This window comes from Terriglobia bacterium (genome assembly GCA_020072565.1).
Lineage (GTDB): Bacteria > Acidobacteriota > UBA6911 > UBA6911 > UBA6911 > JAFNAG01.
This window is the reverse complement of sequence record JAIQGI010000024.1, coordinates 65,187-87,423: the sequence shown is the minus strand read 5'-3', so window position 1 is coordinate 87,423 and position 22,237 is coordinate 65,187. Positions and strand designations below refer to the sequence as shown.

Annotated in this window: 17 protein-coding genes; 10 read left to right on the top strand and 7 right to left on the bottom strand. The window is 59.3% G+C overall.

From position 1 onward, the window contains the following. Nucleotides 1-299: 299 nt before the first annotated feature. Genes LAP85_16500 through LAP85_16485 form a run of 4 tightly spaced genes read right to left on the bottom strand, consistent with a single transcriptional unit; the run spans nucleotide 300 to nucleotide 3,093 of the window. A complete protein-coding gene (locus LAP85_16500; protein ID MBZ5498004.1) occupies nucleotides 300-1,070 on the bottom strand; it encodes a LytTR family DNA-binding domain-containing protein in 771 nt (256 codons plus the stop codon). Between the two features lie 53 nt (nucleotides 1,071-1,123). Further along, the gene (locus LAP85_16495) at nucleotides 1,124-2,215 is read right to left on the bottom strand and encodes a histidine kinase (GenBank protein MBZ5498003.1); all 1,092 of its coding nucleotides are present in this window, start codon (nucleotides 2,213-2,215) and stop codon (nucleotides 1,124-1,126) included. 3 nt (nucleotides 2,216-2,218) lie between these two features. Further along, nucleotides 2,219-2,905, bottom strand: a complete 687-nt coding sequence (locus LAP85_16490; protein MBZ5498002.1) for a cell wall-active antibiotics response protein — start codon at nucleotides 2,903-2,905, stop codon at nucleotides 2,219-2,221. Between the two features lie 32 nt (nucleotides 2,906-2,937). Beyond that, nucleotides 2,938-3,093: a hypothetical protein gene (locus tag LAP85_16485; GenBank protein MBZ5498001.1), complete on the bottom strand. Its 156-nt coding sequence runs from the start codon at nucleotides 3,091-3,093 to the stop codon at nucleotides 2,938-2,940. Between the two features lie 453 nt (nucleotides 3,094-3,546). On the opposite strand from LAP85_16485, the gene LAP85_16480 reads away from it, so the two are divergent. Then, the gene (locus LAP85_16480) at nucleotides 3,547-4,050 is read left to right on the top strand and encodes a hypothetical protein (protein MBZ5498000.1); all 504 of its coding nucleotides are present in this window, start codon (nucleotides 3,547-3,549) and stop codon (nucleotides 4,048-4,050) included. A 379-nt stretch (nucleotides 4,051-4,429) separates the two neighbouring features. Here the strand turns inward: LAP85_16480 and LAP85_16475 are convergent, their stop codons facing one another. Continuing rightward, nucleotides 4,430-5,056 carry a hypothetical protein gene (locus LAP85_16475; GenBank protein ID MBZ5497999.1) on the bottom strand — a complete coding sequence of 209 codons (627 nt, stop codon included), beginning with the start codon at nucleotides 5,054-5,056 and terminating at the stop codon, nucleotides 4,430-4,432. A 62-nt stretch (nucleotides 5,057-5,118) separates the two neighbouring features. Continuing rightward, the gene (locus LAP85_16470; GenBank protein MBZ5497998.1) at nucleotides 5,119-7,275 is read right to left on the bottom strand and encodes a molybdopterin-dependent oxidoreductase; all 2,157 of its coding nucleotides are present in this window, start codon (nucleotides 7,273-7,275) and stop codon (nucleotides 5,119-5,121) included. 184 nt (nucleotides 7,276-7,459) lie between these two features. On the opposite strand from LAP85_16470, the gene LAP85_16465 reads away from it, so the two are divergent. Both LAP85_16465 and LAP85_16460 read left to right on the top strand, forming a co-directional pair. Continuing rightward, nucleotides 7,460-7,798 (top strand): PadR family transcriptional regulator, encoded by a 339-nt coding sequence (locus LAP85_16465; protein ID MBZ5497997.1) that lies wholly within the window; start codon nucleotides 7,460-7,462, stop codon nucleotides 7,796-7,798. Nucleotides 7,799-7,956: 158 nt separating this feature from the next. After that, the gene (locus LAP85_16460) at nucleotides 7,957-10,608 is read left to right on the top strand and encodes an ABC transporter permease (GenBank protein ID MBZ5497996.1); all 2,652 of its coding nucleotides are present in this window, start codon (nucleotides 7,957-7,959) and stop codon (nucleotides 10,606-10,608) included. A gap of 128 nt (nucleotides 10,609-10,736) precedes the next feature. On the opposite strand, the gene LAP85_16455 is transcribed toward LAP85_16460, so the two are convergent. Further along, a complete protein-coding gene (locus LAP85_16455) occupies nucleotides 10,737-11,921 on the bottom strand; it encodes a glycosyltransferase family 9 protein (GenBank protein MBZ5497995.1) in 1,185 nt (394 codons plus the stop codon). Between the two features lie 193 nt (nucleotides 11,922-12,114). On the opposite strand from LAP85_16455, the gene LAP85_16450 reads away from it, so the two are divergent. The 7 genes from LAP85_16450 to LAP85_16420 all read left to right on the top strand — a co-directional run bounded on the left by LAP85_16450 (nucleotide 12,115) and on the right by LAP85_16420 (nucleotide 22,122). Beyond that, complete coding sequence (locus LAP85_16450; protein MBZ5497994.1) at nucleotides 12,115-12,645, top strand: hypothetical protein; 531 nt, start codon at nucleotides 12,115-12,117, stop codon at nucleotides 12,643-12,645. 20 nt (nucleotides 12,646-12,665) lie between these two features. Then, entirely contained in the window at nucleotides 12,666-13,358 is a 693-nt protein-coding gene (locus tag LAP85_16445) for a response regulator transcription factor (protein ID MBZ5497993.1), read from the top strand. Nucleotides 13,359-13,495: 137 nt separating this feature from the next. Then, on the top strand, nucleotides 13,496-14,893 hold the full coding sequence (locus tag LAP85_16440) for a heavy metal sensor histidine kinase (GenBank protein ID MBZ5497992.1): 1,398 nt from the start codon (nucleotides 13,496-13,498) through the stop codon (nucleotides 14,891-14,893). Nucleotides 14,894-15,092: 199 nt separating this feature from the next. After that, nucleotides 15,093-16,160, top strand: a complete 1,068-nt coding sequence (locus tag LAP85_16435) for a YncE family protein (GenBank protein MBZ5497991.1) — start codon at nucleotides 15,093-15,095, stop codon at nucleotides 16,158-16,160. 144 nt (nucleotides 16,161-16,304) lie between these two features. Then, a complete protein-coding gene (locus LAP85_16430) occupies nucleotides 16,305-17,636 on the top strand; it encodes a TolC family protein (GenBank protein MBZ5497990.1) in 1,332 nt (443 codons plus the stop codon). Between the two features lie 3 nt (nucleotides 17,637-17,639). Continuing rightward, nucleotides 17,640-18,980: an efflux RND transporter periplasmic adaptor subunit gene (locus LAP85_16425; protein MBZ5497989.1), complete on the top strand. Its 1,341-nt coding sequence runs from the start codon at nucleotides 17,640-17,642 to the stop codon at nucleotides 18,978-18,980. Further along, the gene (locus LAP85_16420; protein MBZ5497988.1) at nucleotides 18,973-22,122 is read left to right on the top strand and encodes an efflux RND transporter permease subunit; all 3,150 of its coding nucleotides are present in this window, start codon (nucleotides 18,973-18,975) and stop codon (nucleotides 22,120-22,122) included. Before LAP85_16425 ends, LAP85_16420 begins: the two co-directional genes overlap by 8 nt. The last annotated feature ends 115 nt before the right edge of the window (nucleotides 22,123-22,237 follow it).

Below are 22,237 nucleotides of genomic sequence, written 5' to 3'. Positions count from 1 at the left end.
ACTTCCCCCCACAACCCCCTTCACGCCTTCGGCGTGGATGATATTGAGTCCATCTCCCGACTGTCTTCTCTAAACACCATTCTCAATCTGGATCACTTCTGCAAAGCGGTAGTGGACTACTCTTGCCGAGCGCCGAAGGCGATAGCGATCCCGACGTTACCGACTGGATAATATTAGCTTTTCAGGCGTGACGGTGTGCGCCCCGGCGCATGCGGGGCTGTTCCCGATTCTCCGTAATATGATTCCCCCGATCCGACACCTTCAGGAAGTGTACCTCCTGTCACCGACCTTCAGTGCTGTCAGAGCAGAGGCTTCAGGCGGGCGTAGCCGGACCGGCTGACCGGAAGTTGGGTGCCATCTGTAAGGACGGCTACATGGCTGTCCTTCGCAAAGAGCTCCAGCTTTGCCAGCCTCTCGATGTTCAGAATGTAGGACCGGTGGATGCGAATGAACCGGGCGGGATCGAGGAGATTTTCAAGATCTGCCATGGCTTCCTGCTTCAAATAGTCCTTGCCGCCTGCTTTGAAGCAAACATAGTCGTCCTGCGCCTGGACATAGTCGATCTTCTCCACCGGGAGCACGTGCACTCGGGAACCATCACGGATCAAGACCCGCTGCAGAGGTTTGTGGCGCTTTCGTGATTCTGCGATCAGGTCCGCGAAGGGTGTCTGCCGGTCAAGCTTCAAGTGCAGCCTGGCATGCTCGAGGGCTTCCCCGAAGCGCTCGGCGCTGAACGGCTTGAGCAGATAATCTACGGCGTGCACATCGAATGCGTGCAGGGCGTACTCGTCGTGAGCGGTAACGAATATGACGCCGGTATCGGTGCCGATCAACTCCAGCACTTCGAAACCGGTGAGTTTGGGCATTTGGATATCGAGAAAGATCAGGTCGGGTCGGGCCTCGCTCGCGACCTTCACGGCCTCGAACCCGTTGGAGCACTCTGCCAGAATCTCGATGTCGGGATATCGGGACAGATATTCGCGGATCACGCTGCGAGCCAATTCCTCATCGTCGACGATGATGCATGATAGTTTGTCCCTTGCACCTTCTTTATTCACCGGGCTTTTCATTTGCACTTTCCTCACATACGAAACCGCAGGTAAACGCAGATGAGAATCGGCGCTTAGCTGCGTGCTTCCGCAGATTGACTCTCCGTCTCTTTCACCCTCGCCGGAAAGGAAATTTCCACCCGAAACATATTGTCGTCCTTCTGCAAGTCCATGCGTGCCTCGGTGCCGAACAGCGTCATCAGCCGCCGGCGCACGTTCTTGAGTCCGATGCCCTTGCCGCCACCCGGCGCCGCTTCGGGATCGTAGGGATTTGCAACCGTCAGCCTGAGCCGGTTGCCTCTTGTTTCTGCCTCAATGCGCACCGGACCTCCTTCCAGAAGCTGTGCAATGCCGTGGCGCACGGCATTTTCCACAAGCGGCTGCAGCAGCAACGGCGGTGTCACACAGCTCCTGCTTGATTCCTGGATCCTTTTGTCTACCACGAGACGTGGGCCCAGCCGCACCTGTTCCACTGCCAGGAATTGACATGCCAGAGAGATTTCTTCATCAAGCGAGATGAAGTCCCTGCTCCCGAGCTCGAGGCTCATTCTCAGGAAGTCGGCCAGCAGCAGGCACATTTGGCGCGCCTTTGCGGGATCCAGGGTGGTCAGGGCGCTGATCGAGTTCAGACAGTTGAACAGAAAATGCGGATCGATCTGTGCCCGCAGCGATTTCAGTTCTGCTTCTCGAGCCAGAATCTGAAGCTCCAGCGCGCGCCGCTCGGTTTGCCTGGAGCTTTCAAAAGAACTCAGCAGATAGTGCACGGCTACCACGAGCAGGAAAAGCAGGATTCCGACACCGAACAGCAGTGGGACTTGTTGAGTATAGTGACTATTCAACTCTGTCAGCCGGGGCAGGCCCGCCAGCGTAGCAGCCACTCCTTTCCCGATGAAGACCCAAAGAGAACTCGTGAGCAGGGAAGCAATCGCATAGATGGCAAAGAGGCGGAGAATGCCGGTTTCACCGAGCGGAAAGGTACGACAAAGATACCATGCTGCCAGGCACAGAAAAGCGTTCAGAAGACCCATCGGGATGGCAAGAGCCAGCGACTCCGCCCACGACAGTCGGCCCGAGAGATCAAGAAGCACGACGATCAGTCCTACAACCGGCAACCAGGCAGCCAGATAGAGTGCCAGTCTTCTTCTCTGCGCAAGAATGGGATGCATTGCTCAGTTCCGGACCTCGACGGACCCCATGACCGCGAGGCCTTTGACCACGAGATGCTTGCGAGGCCCGTCACCATGGACTTCGGTATGGTCGTCGCATCCGCCCATCAGCGGGAAGATCTGTGTGGTTACGGTCCAGCTTTCCGGCACTCTGATTTCGATTCCTCCCCAAAATGAGAAAGTGTTGATGACGGCCTCCTCGGCCTGCATGGCGGCTGTTCGCAGGTCGATCTCACAGGCACCCATGATCGCAGTCAATTCCCCCCCTCGGAAACTCTGGGATCTGCAGGTTCTCTGAACCCCGCCCAGAAGGGCGAACGCCGAAATGACCGACTTGCTGTCGGCGCTGATTCCGCGGGTACGGTCATAAGCGTGCGAAATAATCATCAATCCGAGGAACACGATAAGAAGAGGCCAGTAACGGTCGATTGAAAGGTGGAGGCGCAGGGCATTCCATAGCAACACCATGCCGATGCCAGCAAAAAGGACGCCCGGGAAATAGTTGGGCGGATCTCCAGGATCTATAAGCCGGTAGAGGCCAAAGGCCACCAGCAGCGCCGGCCAGTATTTCAGGTACTCCCCGGCTTCTACCAGGTTCAGATTATCCAGGGTAAAGACGATGCCCAGGAGAATCACAATCACGCCGAGTGCCAATTGCGGAGAGAGGCGAACCTTCGTTCTGTTTTCCACGCTGACCTCCTTCGAAGGCCATTAGACTCCTGTCATCCGCCGATAACAAGCTGGAGTAGGCAATAGTGCCACAAATCTGCGAGATTGATACCGGCGAGGTACTGGAACAGTGTGAACCAGACGAGCCGGACCAGGGTGGCTCCGACGAGAATGAGGGGACTGATGGAAGCAGCGTTTCTCTTGTTCACGGGACCCTCCTTGCGCTCATCTTTAACCCCAAAGATAAGAGCAAGACTGCCTGGGGGCAGCTTCTTTTCGGCCAGCGGCAGGTAAACACCGGTAAACGGCACCGCAGCCGGGTTTTGCCCAGAGGGCTGCCGAATAGGAGGTGAGCCCGCATCTGCCAATTCCAGCAATAAGTTGGAAGCGGTCTCTCTGGGCGAAGGGCACCTTCATTGCATAAAACCACCTCGATCCTCAAAAGCTCGACGCAGAGGACGCTGAGGGCAACAGCGGACGCGAGGCCATGACGGCTTCAATTCTGCGCGCTCTGCTCGCCTCTACCCCCTCTGGGCTAATCCTTGGCCTTTCATCAGTGTTCCGAACACTGAAATAGACCCCGCTTTGCTGAAACATTATCCATGCGGATGGATTCTGGCGCGCCGCTCAGGGTCTTTGTTCAGCCGTATCATTGAGGTGAAGTGAAGATGCGCAAGTTTGCAGTCATGGGTCTGATGACGCTTGTTCTCAGTACGGTTATGCTCTGGTGGTATGGTTATCGCTCCTTGCGCGAAGTAGTCTATCTGGGCCGGGAAGGGGTCTTTTTGCAAAGGAGTTCGTACGACTGCGGCGATGCTGCTTTGAAGATGATCTTCGACCACCATCAAATAGCCATTGCTTACGACGAGCTTCTTGCCAGGCTTGGCAACTCTCCTGCCGGTGCGTCCATGCTGAGCATGAAGCAGTTGTCAGAAGCGAAAGGCTTGCGCTGCGAGGGCTGGCGCCTCAAGTTCGAAGACCTGCGGCGTGCGCCGCTGCCGGCGATCCTGCTCCTGAACAGAAATCACTATGTCGTCCTGGACTCTTTCACGGCTTCAGGAGAACCGTTGCTTCGCGATCCGGCTCGCGGCCGGCTGCGTCTTTCTCCGCGCAAGCTCCGGTCGATCTGGAAAGGCGATACCCTGCTGTTCGGATCTTCAAGGTAGAGCCACCGCCTCTGCGGCCACGAAATGCATGGTGCTGCAGAGCCGCAATCAAAAAGCTCACTGCAGAGCCGCGGCGAAAAGGAGCCTCGAAGAGGCGGCAAATCATAGCCCCGGCCGTAAGGCCGGGGTTTATCAGGCGAACCGGAATGAGCGCCGCGGCACCAGGCATCTGTACCGGTCCTTCGGACATCGATATCCTCTCTCTCACTACTGCCCCCACCCTCACGGGCGGGTCTATTTACTGCCGGCGCTTCGCGCCTCCCTGCTCTGTGTCGCGTGGAAAAGACCTTGCCCTCCTGCAAAGGATTTGCCGGAAAGTAGTACGAAAGGCGCGAAAAACGCTTCGTGTATTTCGTGGTTTTGCTTTGGCTGCGCGGCATCACGCGGGCAGCATCGAGGTCAAGGAGCCGAGGAGCAACACCTGGAACAGGCATCCGAGCACGACCGATTTGGCTTCGCCCGGCAACTTTTTGTCCAGGATGGGAGCGAAGAGGGAATCGATCATGGCGGCGCGTTCCTGTGGGGAGAGTTCGGGGCGACGGGCTGCGGAAAAGTGCCAGAGGTGAACTCGCAGCTGCCACGCGACCTGCTGGTAGAACGCCTCGAGCTCCCGGTTGAAGGCCTTTACATACTGCCGGCTGGCCAGGACGGTGAGAGCCTCGCTGAAGCCGCCGATCAGCACCCGCTCGAGCAGCTTCTCGCCGGCTCCGAGCACATTCTCGGCAACCACTCCACCGACAGCCCCCACGTCCATTTTCGATGCGAGCTCGGCGTAGGCGTGCGCCTCCAGCTTGGTTTCCAGACCCACCAGGTAGCCGTAGAAATCCCCCAGGAGCGCGAGTGCAGTTGCAGCCCGCTCGCGCGCGGGTGGAGAATCCGCCTTTTCCTCCCAGGAGAGCAGAATACTCTGCAGGGAAAGAAGGTCTCCGGTCGAGGGTTTCTTCAAGATGTGCTGTAGCAGCGGTACCGGGTCCACGGGCGCATCGTATTGCCGCTGATTTGTCATGTCAATGCCTTACCGGCAGGGCGCCGAGATCACTCTTGCCGTCCTGGCGGCTGCCGAGGCTCCTAGAGTTTTTCCTTAATGCGTTCAGGGGTTAAGGGGAGCCGGTTCAGCCGGACCCCGGTGGCATCGAAGAGCGCGTTGGCCATCAGTCCGCCCATGCAGGTGATGGGCGGCTCTCCGCACCCCCGCGGCTGAATTTCATGGTTAGTAACCAGGACAACCTCGATCTTCGGTGTCCAGGAGAAGCGCGGGATCTCATAAGTGTTGTAATTCAGGTCTTTGATCTCCCCTCCTTTGAAGTGGATCTCCTCGGATAGGCAATATCCCAGCCCCATGGTGACCCCACCCTCGATCTGCATGGTGGCCCCCTCGGGATTGATCACCGGTCCCATGTCCTGTGCAAGGACGATGCGGTTGACCTGGATCCGGCCGGTATCCTTGGTCACACTGATTTCCGCCATCGCGGCAACACAGGTCTCCAGGTAATCGAGACAGACAACCCCATGGCCGCGGCCGCTGGGCGTCTTGGCTGGTTTCCAGCCGAACTTTTCGGCGGCTGCATTCAGCACCCGGATCACTCTTTTCTGGATGTCGTCCGCGGGATTGAGATTTTTCAGGCGGAACTGCACGGGATCTAGACCGGCCTTGGCCGCCATGATGTCGATGTGAGACTCACGCGCGAAAATATTGGTGTTACTGCCCGGACCGCGCCAGGCACCGGTTCCGAACGGATGAGCGGCAGGGCCGCCGCGCACCGCACCACGTGAAACCGTGCGCTGGTGCGGAATTTCGTAAAGAGGCTCCGAGCTCCTTTCGCCCGCGAATAAAACCTGGTAGTCCCAGAAAACTATCTGATTCGCGGCATTGAGGCCGGAGCTTATCTTGACGACCGCGGCAGGCATGAAGGTGTCATAGAAGAATTCTTCTTCCCGCGTCCAGGCAACCTGGACCGGTTTGCCGGTCATTTTGGAGAGGCGCGCGGCCTGCACCGCCTGCATGACCTGGCTCTTGCCGCCGAAACCGCCGCCCACGTAAGGAGTGATAACCCAGACCTTGTCCGCAGGCATCTTCAAGGCCTGTGCGATCTCTGCCGGAGCGCCAAACGGTCGCTGGGTGCCGATCCAGACGGTGGCGCCGTCCTCTTTCACGTCGGCCAAGGCGGTGTGCGTTTCTGTGGGAACATGGGCAACGTAGGGGGTGAGATAGGTCTCTTCGAATCTGGTGGTAGCAAGTTCGCGCCCTTTTGCCTGATCCCCCCTTTCACGGATCACGTTGCCTTGAGGCGCGGCTACCTCCTGCAGGTGCTGGAAAATGGTTTTCTCGTCGATCTTTGCGTCAGGCATATCGTACTGTGCCTTGATGCGCTCGATGGCAGCAGCCGCCAAATCCGGAAGCTCATGGACCACGGCCACAAAGTCCCCTTCCTGCAGCACGCGCGCGTCCTTGATCTCCTTGACGGCGCTCGCGTCGACGCTCTTCAACCTGGCACCATGGGCGGGAGGCCGCAAAACCCTTCCGTAAAGCATCCCCGGCAAGCGGATGTCGCCGGCAAACTTCGCCTTGCCCGTGACCTTCTCCGTCCGATCCGGACGCGGCAGCGATTTCCCGCAGACCTGAAACGCCGAGGGTGGCTTCAGGTCTGGTTTCTTCGCCAGATGTCTTTCGATCCTTTTCCCCTGTGCAAGAGCTCCGTAGGAGACTTTTTTCGCCGCATTGGTCTTATCGCTGACCACGCCGTTCTTCGCTGCCAGGCGTTCCACCGGAAGTTGGAGATTCTCTGCGGCGAGCTGCAGCAAGACCTCCCTCGCTTCCGCGCCGGCGGCTCGCAGCGCCGGACCGAAGTACCTCACGCTGCGGGACCCGTTGGTGCCGCCGTCCGGCGGGCAGAGCCTGGTGTCTCCCATGATCATCGTGATCGAGTCGTACGAGACCTCGAGTTCCTCGGCAAGCATTTGAGCCAGAGCCGCGATGATCCCTTGCCCCATCTCGATCTTGCCGGAGAAGCAGGTCACCCGCCCATCCGCATCGATCTTGAGATAGGCATTGAAATCCTCGGGGTAGCTGCTGCCGCCGCCCCGCCCCTGCGGGAAGGCAAGGAGGTCTTCGAGACAAAAGAAAATATAGACGCCGGGTCCCAGAACCTTCAGAAACTCTCTGCGGTTCAGGGGGTCGACGGTGGTTTCAGCGTCGCGGGGATCCTGCATCTCGTCAGATATCATATCGATACTCCTATATTCCGGCAGCGCGGCCCAGGGATGACTCCGGCGATTTTACCGCAAATCGCTCCCCGGCATCAAAATTCGTGTTATCCGCGACCGCTTTTTCATTTTCCTGTTGACTATCAACAGAACTCTCAGCTAAGGTGATTTGTAGACAATCAACAGATCCAAAGGAGATATCTCCATGACCACTGAAAAGGCGGATGTCTTGCAGGGAACCCTCGACCTCATGGTCCTGAAGACCCTCGAGACGCTGGGGCCCACGCACGGTTACGGGATTGCCCAGCGGATCCTGCAGATCTCGCAGAACGTCCTGCAACTCAATCAGGGCACGCTCTATCCGGCCCTCCTGCGGCTGGAGCAGCGCGACTGGATCAAGTCCGAGTGGGGCCGGTCGGAGAACAACCGTCGCGCACGCTATTACAGCCTCACGCGGGCCGGACGCAAGCAGCTGGAAGTCGAGACTCAGAACTGGGAGAGAATGACCGGCATCATGGCACGCCTGTTTCAGGCGGAAACCTAACTCGGGCTATTCATGAATATGCGACCAAAATGCAGTTTTGGACGCGGAAAGACGCTGACAAGCGCCGACGGTTCGGCTTTGGTCGGCGTGCAGGAGCTCCTGCCCGCGTTCATCCGCGTACAATTTTGTTGCTTTTCACGGACGTGAGCTTCTGCTTTATGAATGATTCAGGCTCGGGGAATGCCATGGCCTTGCTCCGTGAGATTTTGTGCCGGTTGCTGTCGGTCTTTCGGAAACGAAAGCAAGACGGGCGACTGGACGAGGAGCTCCAGTGCCACCTGGAGATGCTGATAGAGGCTAGTTTGCGCGCCGGCCTGTCGCCTGAGGAAGCGCGGCGGCAGGCGCGTTTTGCGCTCGGCGGGCTGGAACAGACAAAAGAGGCGTATCGCGACCAGCGGGGAATTCCTTTCATCGAGACCGCGCTCAGAGACCTTCGCTATGCCTTCCGGCTGATGCGCCGGAGTCCCGGGTTTACCGCAACCGCCGTGCTGACGCTCGTGGTGGGCATAGGCGCCAACACCACCGTCTTCAGCATAGCCGATGCGGTCTTGATCCGGCCTTTGCCCTATCGCGATCCCGACCGGATTGTGGCGCTCGGTAACGACAATCGCATCATGGCGCAGCGGGAGTTTCTCGACGAGGAGATTTACAGGGCCCTGCGGGAACGGTCCGACACCATCGCCGCCGTGGCCCAGTTTTATGTTCAAAACCTCGAATTGACCGGGGCCGGGAATCCGGAGACGATCGTTGCCGCTTATGTTTCACCGTCGATTTTCAGAGTTCTCGGGGTGCGCGCGCAGTTTGGCCGGGTTTTCCGTGACGAGGAGGAACAAAAAGGGAAGAGTTTCGTCGCCTTGATTGGCCATGATCTCTGGATGAAACGGTTTGCCGGCGACAAATCGCTGATGGGAAAGGTGGTCACCCTCAGTGGCAAAAGCTATGGGATCGTTGGCGTCATGCCTCCGAAATTCAGCTTTCCCGAGGGCCAGGCCCAAATATGGGTTCCCATGGTGCCGCAGGGCCGTGGATACATGTGGCGTGCCATCGCGCGTCTCCGCGACGGGATCACGCCCCAGCAGGCTCTGGCTGAAGTCAACGCGATCAAACATGCATTAAGCCCGGGGTCGTACGGCGAGGCCGGCCCCAGTGTTGTATATCTGTCCCCGCTTCATGACGTATTGGCCCGAGAGACCCGGGTGGCCCTGACCGTTCTTTTCACGGCGGTTGCAGTGGTCCTGCTCATCGCTTGCGCCAATCTGGCCAATCTTATGGCGGCACGCTCCCGAACCCGGGAGAAGGAATTCGCCATCCGGACTGCACTCGGTGCCACGCGAGGGATGCTCATACGCCAATCGCTTGCCGAAAGCCTGCTCCTCTCGCTCCTGGGTGGCGCACTGGGGAGCGTCTGGTCTTATTGGGCAGTCCGTTTGTTTGTCGTTTTCAGCCCCATGAAGCTGCGCAGCGAGTCCGTGATCGGACTCGATTTCAGAGTGCTGACCTTCACCGTGGTTGTTTCAGTCCTGACCGGCGCGTTCATGGGCATCTTTGCGGTATGGGAGGCCTCGAAAACCGACGTGCAGGCCATTTTAAAGGATGCGAAGAGGTCCCTGATGTCGGGATTCGGGCTTCGTTTGGGAAGGGGTGCGCTTGTTGTCTTCCAGGTCGCCGTCGGGCTGACGCTGATGGTTGCCGGCGGCCTCATCGTGCACAGCTTCATTGCGCTGATTTCGGTCGATCCAGGGTATGAACCAAACAATGTTCTCACCGCGGAAATCCGTCTTCCGGATGCAGGATATCCGAAGCGGCCGCAGCAGGCCGCTTTCTATCAACAGCTGACCGAGCGCTTGATGAAGTTGCCAGAGGTTGAAGGTGTGGCGGTCGCCGGAACCGGCTTGCCCTTGACCGGCAAGGCCTATGCGACCTTCCAGCCGGAAGGTTGGGCCGAAAACGGTGGGGTTGCGCTTGCAGATTTCGCAAAGGTGAGCCCCAGCTATTTCATGGTCATGAGACTGCACCTTCTTGAAGGCCGCTTTTTGAGCGAGCTCGACACCGCCAGGACGCCCAGGGTCGTGGTCATCAATGAATCGCTGGCGAAACGCTATTTCGCCGGCATGAACCCTATCGGCAAAACCATAGAGAGTTGGAATCCGAAGGACCCCCCAAACTCGATTGTGGGAGTCGTCGCCGATGTGAAGCACTACGGTCTGGATAAGCAGTCGCTCCCATGTCTCTACTATTCGACGCTCCAGCCCGGATCTCCTTTTGGAATCAGCGACGCACATATCGCCATCCGAACACGGGTGAAGCCCGAGAGATTGATTCCTGCCCTGCGCGCTCAGATTGCCCAGATCGACAAGTCCATCATCCCGGAAGGAATCAAAACCATGAACGACCGGCTGTGGGAATCGGTGGCACAGCCTCGTTTCTACACGGTGCTGATGGGGTGCTTGGCCCTGAGCGCGCTCGCTCTGGTTCTGCTCGGCACTTATGGAGTCGTGGCGTACGCGGTCAGCTGCCGCACTCGGGAGATCGGCCTCCGTATCGCCCTGGGCGCGCAGTCAGGCACGATCTACCGGTTGATCATCAGCCAGAGCGTCATGCCCACGTTGCTTGGCATCGGCGCCGGCATCGCCGGCTCTCTGGCGCTCACCCGCTTCCTGTCGAGCATGCTGTTCGGCATCCAGCCCCACGATCCGGCCACGTTTGTCGCTTTGCCTGTTTTCCTGGCCGTAACTGTAGTGCTCGCTTGCTATCTACCGGCCCGTCGGGCGGCCCGGCTGGATCCGCTGACAGCCTTGAAGGAGGAGTAGCCGTCCAACGGCGTCGTAGTGCGGCAGCACCTGCTCCAGTGGCAGTGCCGGGAGAGGGATCGACGTCTTGGGCGGCCTTTCGGGGATGATATTGCCCAGGACGTAGCTTGCGCTTTTCATTCGTCATGTCACTCCTTATCCCGGCGGTCAATCCCGGGCAACGAAGTGAGCAGGCTTTGGGCAGCGGCAAAGACCTCCTCGGGCGTGATCAATTCCATGCAGATGTTGCGCCGGCAGGTTTTTTGCAACGGAGTGCTCTGGCAGGGGGCACAGGGAACGGGATGGCGCACCAAGCGGACGGGCGTGATGCTCGAGACCGGCCGGGTCTGCTCCAGCCTGCCGGGCCCCCATACTACCACCAGCGGTGTTCCCAAGGCCGCCGCCATGTGACAGGGGCCCGAATCCACCGAGATGAGCAGGTCCAGTTTCTTGATGACGGCTGCGAGTTCCCTGACTCGCGTCCGGCCCGCGATCGATTGCACGCGCCCACCGGGCATCTGTCTGCAAATAGCCTCAGTATCCCGCGCATCTTCTGACGAGCCCGTCAGCACCACGCTGATGCCGTCATGATCCAGGAGCATGCGGATCAGTTGGATAAAGCCGGCATGGCTCCAACCGCGCAAACGTTGGGCCTGGAGTTTTTTCCTTCCCTGCGGACCCCAACCGATATGCACGCCGATGCGAGGCTGCGGGAGATCTGCCAGCACCCGGTCCGCCCTGGCCTCGTCGTCGGAGGCCAGCGGCAAGTCCATGTTGAGATCTTCAATTTTGGCATCGTGAATGTCAGCCGCGTTCAGATTGTTGACGATGGCGTGGAGGTTGGGATTAAAAGGAACTTCAGCGAAACTCCTGATCTGGCGCGGGCGCGCTTGCTCGGTCAGGATGCGGTATCGGGGCGCGCTTTCCAGCAGAACGGCGAGATCATAGTCGCGGGCGCGGAGTTGCCGCACCAGGCGTCGCTTTTCGAAGGAAAGGGCCAGCGGCAGGTTGCGGCCGCGGAGCCGATGAAGATGGGACACATACGGGTTCAACTCCAGCAAGGGAGCTGCCAGGTCGGAACATAGAAAATCGATTTCTGCCTGTGGTTGACGTTCGTGAAGCAAACGCAGCAGTGGCGTGACCATCAGAGTATCGCCAAGGGCGCCTACCCTGACGACCAGGATTCTGGCATGTCCGGAAGCCTGCGAAAGAATTTCCGCTGTCATGACAACAGAGTCTACCATGCGAACGGCGCTCCTTGACGGCATGTCTTTGTACCCGAAGGCCGGGAGAACCAGGGCCACCTCGGGTGAAATGCCATGACCGCAATCCATGCGTCTCTCGTTCGCCCTTCCAGAACGCCCATTTCTCCAAATGAAAATCCCAGGCACGCCCGGGGCCGAGCTCTGCCACGCCTCCGGCGCAAAAAGAAGGGGGGCGTTCATCTTCTATTTAGGTGGATGCTGGTAATCTCATGCCGCTGAAATTCAGATTGACTTATGAATTCTGTTACGTGAAGGAGAAACCATGAGTCTGGCCAGAATCAGGTGTGCCGGTGTGTTCCTGTTCGCCATTTGCTTTCTGTTTGTCGGCGCCGTCTCTGCACAACAGAAAGCGGTTCCCAAAAAGGCGGAAAAGGGAGAAACCGGGGAGGCGGGAGAAGGGAAGCTCGCGATGAAGGATCTTCCCAAGGTCGTGCAGGCAACGATCCAGAAGGAGACCCAGGGAGCAGAAATTGTCGGCATCTCCAAGGAAAGCGATGCGGGCAAAACTATCTATGAGGTTGAGACGAAGGTGAAGGGTCACAGCAGAGATATGCTGATCGATGCCAAAGGAGCCCTGACCGAAGTTGAAGAAGAAGTTGATCTCGCCTCACTCCCTGCCGCAGTGCAGGCTGAGATCAAAAAAAGCATCGGAAAAGCCAAGCTCGTGAAGCTCGAGACTGTCGCCAACGGCGCAAAGGTGCAGACGGGCTTTTCTGCCCTGGTGGATAATGCCGGAAAGCAGTCTGAAGTCGAGATGGGGCTTGATGGCAAACCCCTTGCCAAAGGCAAGTAATTGAACTAAACATTTGCTCCATGCGCGTGTTGGTAGTCGAAGACGCCCGGCCGATGGCGGAAACTCTGGCCAAAGGGCTGCGGGAGCGGGGTTACGCGGTGGATGTCGCTTGTGACGGCGAAACTGCGCTGCAGCAGGCGGAAATCAACCGCTATGATGCGATTGTGCTCGACATCATGCTGCCGCGGAGGGATGGGCTTGCTGTTTGCCGGGCTCTCCGGGGGCAGGGATTGAGCGTGCCGATCCTGATGCTGACCGCGCGCGATGCGGTGGAGGATCGCGTAGCCGGTCTTGATGCGGGCGCCGACGACTATTTGATCAAGCCTTTTGCCTTCAAGGAGCTGCTGGCCCGGCTGCGCGCCCTCCTGCGGCGGCATAGCGAACTGCGCCCGCTCCGGTTCAAACTTGCCGACCTGACGCTGGACACCGCCAGTCAGGAGGTAAAGCGCGGTGGGCGCATGGTCCGCCTGACCGCCAAGGAGTATGCCCTTCTGGAATACCTGGTGCTGCATGCGGGCGAGGTGGTTTCTCGGGAACGCATTTCCGATCACGTCTGGGACGAGAGCTTCGATCCGTTTTCGAATCTGATCGAGGTCTACATTCAGCGCCTGAGGAAGAAGATCGATGAGGGTGCGCAGGTTAAGTTGATCCACACGCGCCGCGGCGCCGGCTACCTTCTTCGTGCCCAAGACAGCGAACAAGCCGGTGGCTGACCTCGGCGCCTGTTCCGGCGCTCCGCCACAGGCATGCTGCCGGTGGCGCAACGGCAAGGCGGCTGCAAGCCGCCGCACTGCAAGGCTGGTGAATCTGTGCGGGCATAGCCGAAACCGTGCACTGAGGGTCTGCTTTGATGTGGTTTGGCAAGACGGTGCGCTGGCGTTTGACCTTTTGGTACATGCTCGTTTTGTCCCTTTCGTTCATCTTTTTCGGCGGGGTGGTCAACCACCTGGCCAAGCAGAGCCTCTACTCCCAGGTCGATCGCGAGTTGTCGGATGCCCGCGCCATGGTAACCGGCGCTCTCGACCGTGCCTACCGGGAGGAAGGCAGCCCGACTGCGGCGCGCCTTCTCGATGAAATCGGCGAGCTGGGCCTGCCCTCGCAAATGGCTTTGCAGCTCTCGTTGGCCGAAGCGCAGCAGTACTTTGTCAACGTGCGCTCTCTGCCCGACTCGCTGTTGGCTGCCGTTCGCGACGGGCGCGTCAGATTTGGTGAGCCTGCCACTGTTTTTGACGGCTTGCGCTCGTGGCGCCTGTGCCGGGGCTCTGGCGGAAACGGCTCCGGCTACCAGGTCCTGTTGGCGCGCGACCTCACGCTTGTGGATGCGCAATTGGGAACTCTGCGGCGAACACTCTTCATTGCACTCCCCCTGATCCTCTTGTTTGCAGCAGGGAGCGGCTATTTTCTTGCCGGGCGTGCCCTGAAGCCCGTCACTCAGATGACCGCCCAGGCCCGACATATCGAAGCTCATGCGCTCGAACAGCGGCTCGAAGCCGCAAGCTCCCATGACGAATTTGGGCAGCTGGCGCGGGTTTTGAACGACTTGTTTGCCCGGCTCGAACGGGCGTTTCAACAGCAACGACAGTTTCTTTCGGATGCGGCCCATGAACTGCGCACGCCGGCGGCGATTCTGCGTAGCCAGGCGGATGTGGCGCTCGAGAGATCACGATCCGCAGAGGAGTATGCTGCTACGCTCGCTGCCATGCGTGCCGAGACCGAGCACCTGTCGGCAATCGTGGATGACCTCCTGCTCATCGCCCGGGCAGAGGCTTCCCAGTTGCCTGTGATCAAGGAACCGGCCGATTTGATGGAGATTGCGGACGAAAGTTGCCGCTCGCTGCGTCCACTTGCCCAGAGCAGGAATCTCCTCCTTGAATGGAGTGTGGGAGAAGAGGTGAATGTGCTTGGTGATGCGCGGTTGCTGCGCCGTGCCCTGGTGAACCTGTTAATCAACGCCGTCAAATACACTCCGGAGGGGGGTGCGATATCGGTCCGCGTCAAACTTGATACTGCCTTTGCCGCGGTGGAGGTGGCCGACACCGGAAAAGGTGTGGCCGCGGAAGATCTGCCCCATATCTTTGACCGCTTCTACCGCGGTTCCGGTTACGCCGGCTCAGAGTCGGAAGGCGCAGGCCTGGGACTGGCCATCGTGAAGATGATTGCGGAATTACATGGTGGTCGAGTCGCAGTGGCCGGCAATCCAGGGATGGGAACCACCTTTACCCTTTTTGTTCCGGCAGATCATGGCTAGTGGTTAGGAGTGCGGCGGCCTGCTGCCCTATTGGTGAAAACATTGCATCAACCATGTTGCGTACATTGAGCTTAGAGCATAGAATTGCGCAACTCAGAGCGACGAAGAACTCTCCGGTTAGGATCCGAGCTCTCTGCCCGGGTGATCGGGAAGGATTTCGCGGGAACGAGCGTTCCCGCCATCATACGGGAGGCTTCGAATGAGTAAACGATATTCTCTGTTTGTGGTTCTTTTGTTTTTGGCCCTGGTGGGTGTTGCGGTTACCCAGCCTCAGGCTCCGGCTGCGGGGCCGTATAAATATCTGAAGACAATTGCCGTCGGCGCCGAGGGCGGTTGGGATTACGCGGCTACCGACGAGGCCGGGCGCAGAGTCTATGTTACCCACGGCACCAAGGTCGTGGTCATCGATATCGACAAGGATGAAGTCATCAGCGAGATCACGGATACGCCGGGAGTTCATGGCTTTGCCATCGCGCCGGAGCTTGGGCTGGGGTTCTCGAGCAACGGCCAGGAATCCAAAGCCAGCATCGTCGATCTCAAGACGCTCAAGACGACCTCCAAAGTGGATACGGGTCAGAATCCCGATGGGATTCTCTATGTCCCGGGCGTACAGGAAGTCTACACCTTTAACCGGAGCAGGACCGCCCCCTCGGCCACCGTTTTTGAAGCCAAGACCGGCAAAGTAATAACCACAATCACGCTGCCGGGGACGCCCGAGTTCGCCGTAGTGGACACAAAGGCGGGACGCATCTACAACAATATCGATAATAAGAATGAAGTTGTTGCTATCGATATGAAGACACATCAAATCGTTGCCGAGTGGCCGACCGCGCCGGGCGAAGGCGGTTCGGGCATGGCCATCGATCTGGTGAACCATCGGCTGTTCATCGGATGTGACAACCTGATGGTCATGATGGACAGCACCTCCGGAAAGGTCGTCGGCACAGTCCCTATCGGAGCCGGTGTGGACGCCAATCGGTTTGATCCGGGTACCAGACTTGCCTTTGCCTCATGTGGCCAGGCCGGGAGCGTCACGATCGCCAGGGAAGAGACTCCCGACAAATTGACGGTCGTCCAGACACTGGAAACCGCGAGAGGCGCACGAACGATGACGCTCGATCCCAAGACGCACAAGATTTATCTCGCCGCCGTCGACTATCAGCCGGCGCCGGCGACTCCTCCTGCCGGCACGCCTCCCGGGCGAGGACGTGCCCAGGCGGTGCCGAATTCGTTCAAAGTACTCGTTTACGAGATGGTAGGGAAATAATCCTTGGAGTGCGGCAGCCTGCTGCCGCCTCAGGCGGCGCGCGCAGGACGCGCGCGCCGCGGTACAAGCCGGTTTCCGAGCCAAGGCACCAACAAGCTCGCGCACTCCAAAGAGCGGCTTTGCCACTTCACCGCAAGGAGCTGTATGTACCTCGCACGTGCAAAGGTGTTTCTTATTTCGACCATCGCTGTCTGCAGTGTCTTGACGCCGCCGGTTCGTGCGCAGATCCCAGCCGGCACGGCGCAGCAAGGCATCATTACGATTGATCTGAAAAATGCTCTGGAACGAGCGCGGGACAACAGCCAGCTGCTTCAATCGGCAGCAATCAACGTGAACCTGGCCCGGGAGGACCGTTCTCAGGCCAGGGCAGCGCTCCTCCCGTCGCTGAGCTATTTCAACCAGTATCTTTACACGCAAGGGAACGGCACAAGTTCCGGAGTTTTTGTCGCAAACGACGGCGTCCACATCTATAACAGCCAGGCTCAGGTACATCAGGAGCTGTTTTCGCCGGAACGGATGGCGGAATACCGCCGTACGATTGCGGCGCAGTCGCTGGAGGAAGCGAAAAGGGACATTGTGGCGCGGGGCCTGGTAGCGACCGTGGTTCAGAACTACTATGCAGCCGTGGCGGCGCAACGTAAGTCTGTGAATGCCCAACGCGCCTTGGACGAGGCTCAGCGATTCGTGGACGTCACCGAAAAACTCGAGAAGGGTGGCGAAGTGGCTCATGCGGACGTCCTGAAGGCGCAATTGGTCCTGCAGCAGCGCCAGCGCGATCTTCAGGACTCCCGCCTGGCGGTGGACAAGACTCGCATCGCGCTCGCGGTACTGCTGTTCCCAGACTACCGGCTGGATTTCAACCTCGTCGATGATCTCAACTCGGTGAATCAGCTGCCTCCCTATGATGAGGTTGAGTCACTGGCGAGGCAGAAGAGCCCGGAGCTGCGGGCCGCCGAGGAGAGTATCCGCCAGGAGGAGTTCGCCATCACTATTGCCCGTGCCGCCTACCTCCCATCGCTCAGCTTTGACTATTTCTTCGGCATCAATGCGAATCAGTTTGCCACCCATGACCCGGAAGGCAATAACCGCCTCGGTTCCGTGGCCCAGGCGACACTGAACATACCTGTCTGGAACTGGTGGACGACGCGAAGCAAAGTCCGCCAAGCCGGCATGCGACGCCAGCAGGCGCAGCTGGATCTCGAGTTTTCGCGCAAGCAATTGATTTCGACACTTCATTCGTTATATCTCGAAGCACAGTCAGCGCAGGCGCAGGTGGATTCTCTGCGGCGCTCGATGGAGGTCGCCACAGAAAGCCTCCGCCTCACGAATCTGCGTTATGAGGCGGGCGATGTGACTGTACTCGAGGTGGTGGACGCCCAATCGACTCTGGCGCAGGCGCGCAATGCCTTCGACGACGGCCTTTCACGCTATCGTCTGGCTCTCGCCGGTATCCAGACGCTAACAGGAACCATTTAGCCTATGCCGAACTATCCCATGCAGAAACGAATCATGACCGCAGCGGCATTGTGGATGGTATGCCTGGCCGCCGGTTGCTCTCAGAACGCACCGCAGGAAGCGGAACCTGTAGCTCCCGTCCAGACGGCTACGGTCCAGCGCGCTTCGATCGAACGGATCATACAGGCGCGGGGGATCTTACATGCCTTCGACCAGGCTACGGTGATCCCGAAGATCACGGCTCCGATTCGCGAGCTTTATGTGAACCGCGGGGCGCACGTCCGCAAAGGCCAGCTGCTTGCCGTGCTCGAGAACCGGGACCTGGCTGCAGCCGCTGCTGAGGCGAGAGGATTGGTCGACCAGGCGGCTGCCAGCTACCAGAGCATGACCGCGGCATCGTTGCCGGAGGAGCTCACGAAGGCGCAGACGGATGTGCAGTCCGCCAAAGAAGCGCTTGATGCGGCACAGAAGCTCTACGAAAGCCGCAAAGCGCTTCTGGAGCAAGGTGCGCTGCCGCGCCGGCAGGTCGATGAGGCGAATGTGGGCTTTGTCCAGGCACGCAGCCAGTTCGAGGTCGCCGAGAAGCATCTCGATGCTCTGCAGAAGGTGAGCAGGGAAGCCGAGACCAAACAGGTGCAGGCTCAGTTGGAAGCAGCCAGAGCGCGCAGCCAGGGGGCGGAAGTGCAGCTGGAATACTCCAGGATTCTCAGTCCGATCGACGGCGTCATCACCGAACGGCCGCTCTATGCCGGTGAGATGGCCGGCGCGGGTACGCCGCTGCTTACCGTGATGGATATCTCCCGCGTAATCGCTCGCGCCAACGTGCCGGCAGAACAGCTCACGTTTCTGAAGGCAGGCAATCCGGCTGCAATCACCGCGCTGGATTCGACCGCAGAGCTGCGCGGGAAGGTCACCGTGGTCAGCCCGGCCCTGGATCCCAACAGCACGACTGCCGAAGTCTGGGTTGAGGCGCCGAACCCGGGTGAGCGTTTCAAGCCCGGGGCTTCCGTGCAGGTTTCGATCCTGGCCGAGACGGTCTCGGATGCGGTTGTAATTCCTCTGGCTGCCATCCTGCCGTCCCAGGAGGGCGAAAACATTGTCCTGGTCGTCGGCTCCGATTCGCTGGCTCACGAAAAGAAGATCGAGACAGGGATTCGCCAGACCGACAAGGTGCAAGTCCTGATGGGACTCGATCCGGGCGAGCAGGTGATCGTTGTAGGCGGGCTTGGGCTGGAGGATAAAACGAAAGTCCGAGTTGAGAAGCCCGGCGAAAAGACCGGCGAGCAGATTGAAAAAAAGGTCGACGAGCAGCCCGGCAAGAAGGCCGACCAGAAAACCGACGAGAAGACCGACCAGCATGATTGAAAATCATAAAGCCCAATCGCAAGTTGGAGACACTCCTGCAGCGGAACACTGGACCGCACGCCATTCAAAGCCGATCATTTTCGTGATCCTGACCTGTGTCGGGGTCGGAATCTATCTGGCGTTCACCATTCCCATAGCGGTATTCCCGTCGACGGACTTTCCACGCGTCATCGTCGGCGTCGACAACGGCGTGGCGCCGATCGACCAGATGCTGGTCACGGTGACGCGCCCGATCGAGGAGGCTGTCAACAGCGTCCAGGGTCTCGAGGCCGTTCGTTCGGTCACCAGCCGCGGGACCGTGGAAGTGAACTTGTTCTTCTCCTGGCAGGAGGACATGTTCCAGACGCTCAACTTCGTCAATGCGGCCCTGGCCGAAGTCCGCTCCTCTCTGCCGCCGGCAGCCAAGATCACCGCCAACCGGCTGACGTTCGCCGCCTTTCCGATCATGGGATACAGCCTCACGTCGGACACCGTGCCGCAAACCAGGATCTGGGAGCTCGCCACCTACGAACTCAGACCGCGCCTGAATCGCCTCAGCGGAGTATCCACGGTCGTGGTGCAGGGCGGTCAGGAGCCGGAGTTCGAGATCAGTCCGGATCCGGCCAAGCTGGTAAGCACAGGCGTGACCGTCCCCGGCATGCTCGATGTGCTCCGTGCCACCAACATGATCGACTCGCCGGGAATGATGGAGCGCCATCACCAGCTGGTGCTCGGGCTGGTGAGCGGCCAGGCGCATGGTCCGGAGGATATCGCCAACATCGTGGTCAAAACGACACCGGCCGGGGTACCCATCCGCATAGGCGATCTCGCGCAGGTGAAGCCATCGTATAAGCCCGTGTATACCGTTGTTACGGCGAACACGAAACCCGCCGTGCTGCTGAGCATTTACCGCCAGCCGATCGGCAACACGGTCATGGTTGCCAATGAGGTGCACAAGGAAGTCGAAAAGATCCGTCAGACGCTGCCGCGCGGAATCGAATTGAACTCGTTTTATGATCAATCGGAAATCGTGAACGACTCGATCAGGAGCGTGCGCGACGCCATTCTGATCGGCCTCGTGCTGGCCTCGCTGATTCTCGTTTTGTTCCTGCGCGACTGGGGCACTTCGCTTGTGGCCGGGCTCGTGATCCCCGCGACGGTGGCGATCACTTTTATCACCCTGCGCGTCATGGGCGAAAGCTTCAATCTGATGACACTCGGCGGATTGGCCGCTGCCGTCGGCCTGGTCATCGACGATGCCATCGTTGTCGTGGAAAACATCATCATGCACCGTGACTCGGGGCAGAGCCGCGGGGAGGCGGTGCGCAGCGCCCTGCGCGAAATCAGGATACCTCTGCTGGGGTCGACTTTTACGCCCATTGTCGTCTTCCTTCCCCTGATCGCCATCACCGGCGTCACAGGCGTATTTTTCCGCGCCCTGGCCGTGACGGTGGGAATGGCGCTCTTGACTTCGTTGGTTCTGGCCCTGACCTGGACGCCGACTCTCAGTCACTACTTGATCCGAAAACGCAGCGGCGGGCCCGGGGCGGCCGCACCGAAAGAGGACTCTCGTGCCGGTACGGACCAGGCGGAGGTCGAACAACAGCTGGAAGGGGCACGGTTCCTGGCGGGTCCGCTGCGCATTTATAAGGTGGCGCTGCGGGCCGCTCTCGAGCATCCGTGGGTTGTCGGCTTCCTGTGCCTGGCTCTCGTCGTCGCCTCGTTTTATTGCTATCACACGCTCGGAAGTGATTTGCTTCCCGGTATGGACGAGGGCGGCTTCATTCTCGACTACTACATGCCGGCAGGCTCATCCCTCCAGGAGACGAATCGAGTGCTCAACGGGATTGAGGAGATGCTGCGCGCCACTCCCGAAGTGGAAAGCACATCGCGCCGCACCGGTATGCAGCTGGGCCTTGCCGCTGTTACCGAGGCCAATACCGGGGATTTTGCAGTGAAGCTCAAGCGGGAGCGCGATCGCAGTGTGGACGAGGTCGAGGCGGAGCTGAGGGATAAGATTGCCGAAAAATACCCGATGCTTGACATGGAATTCGTCCAGTTGCTGATGGACATGATCGGCGACCTGACAAGCGTGCCGGAACCAATCGAGATCAAGCTCTTCAGCCAGAACGCGGCCCTGCTCCGCGAATGGGCTCCGAAAGTGGCCGATGCGATCAAAGAGATCAACGGTGTGGTCGACATTCTGAACGGAATCGACAACACGATCAGCGGGCCGGCGATCGTTTTTCAGGTCGACCCGACGGTTGCCGCACGTGCCGGATTCACGCCCGAAGAGGTGGAGATGAATACCGCTGCGATCATGCAAGGTGAGGAAGCGGCAACGCCGGTGGTGATCGGCGATCGCGTCTACCCGATCCGGGTTCGGTTCCCTGCAGAAACCCGGTCTTCGTTGGAAGCGATGCAGAACACGATCCTGGGCAGTTCTACCGGTCAAAAGGCAACCCTTGGTTCGCTGGCTCGCCTGACGGAGCTTCCCGGGCAGACGGAGATCCGGCGGGACAACCTGCAGCTCGATATGGCGGTCACTGCCAGGCTGGAAGGATTGAGCCTGGGCGACGGCATCAAGGCGGTCCAGGACACGATCGCAAAACTGAACCTGCCTGCCGGCATCCGCGTGGAGTACGGCGGCGGCTATGCAGAGCAGCAGCGCTCATTCAAGGATCTGGCCGTGGTCCTGATCCTCGCCATCCTGCTCGTGTTCATCGTGCTGCTGTTTGAGTTTGGAGATTTCGCCGCGCCTTTGGCCATCCTTGCGTCAGCGCTGCTTTCCACTTCGGGGGTGTTTCTGGCTCTGCTGATCACGGGAAAGACCTTCAACATCTCGTCATTCATGGGCCTTATCATGGTTATCGGGATCGTGGCCAAAAACGGTATTCTGCTGCTCGATGCGGATCAGAAGTATCGTCGGGAAGGGCTCAATCCCGAAGAAGCCATGATCGCTGCGGGAGAACGACGGCTGCGGCCAATCCTGATGACGGCTCTTGCCACCATCGCCGGCATGATCCCGCTGGCTCTGGCACTGGGTGCGGGGTCTCAGATGCTGCAGCCGCTGGCCATCGCGGTCATCGGCGGCATCGCAGCCTCCATGGTGCTGTCGCTGATGGTCACTCCAGCGGTGCACTACTACCTCACCCGCAGGTAATGAACGAGGAAAAAGGGGATAGTTGGAATTACCGCATTGACCCCGGCTATGGCCCGGGCCCATGGGAACATTCGGAATGTCCCCTTTTCCCGGAGATGATGGAATGACGCGCGCC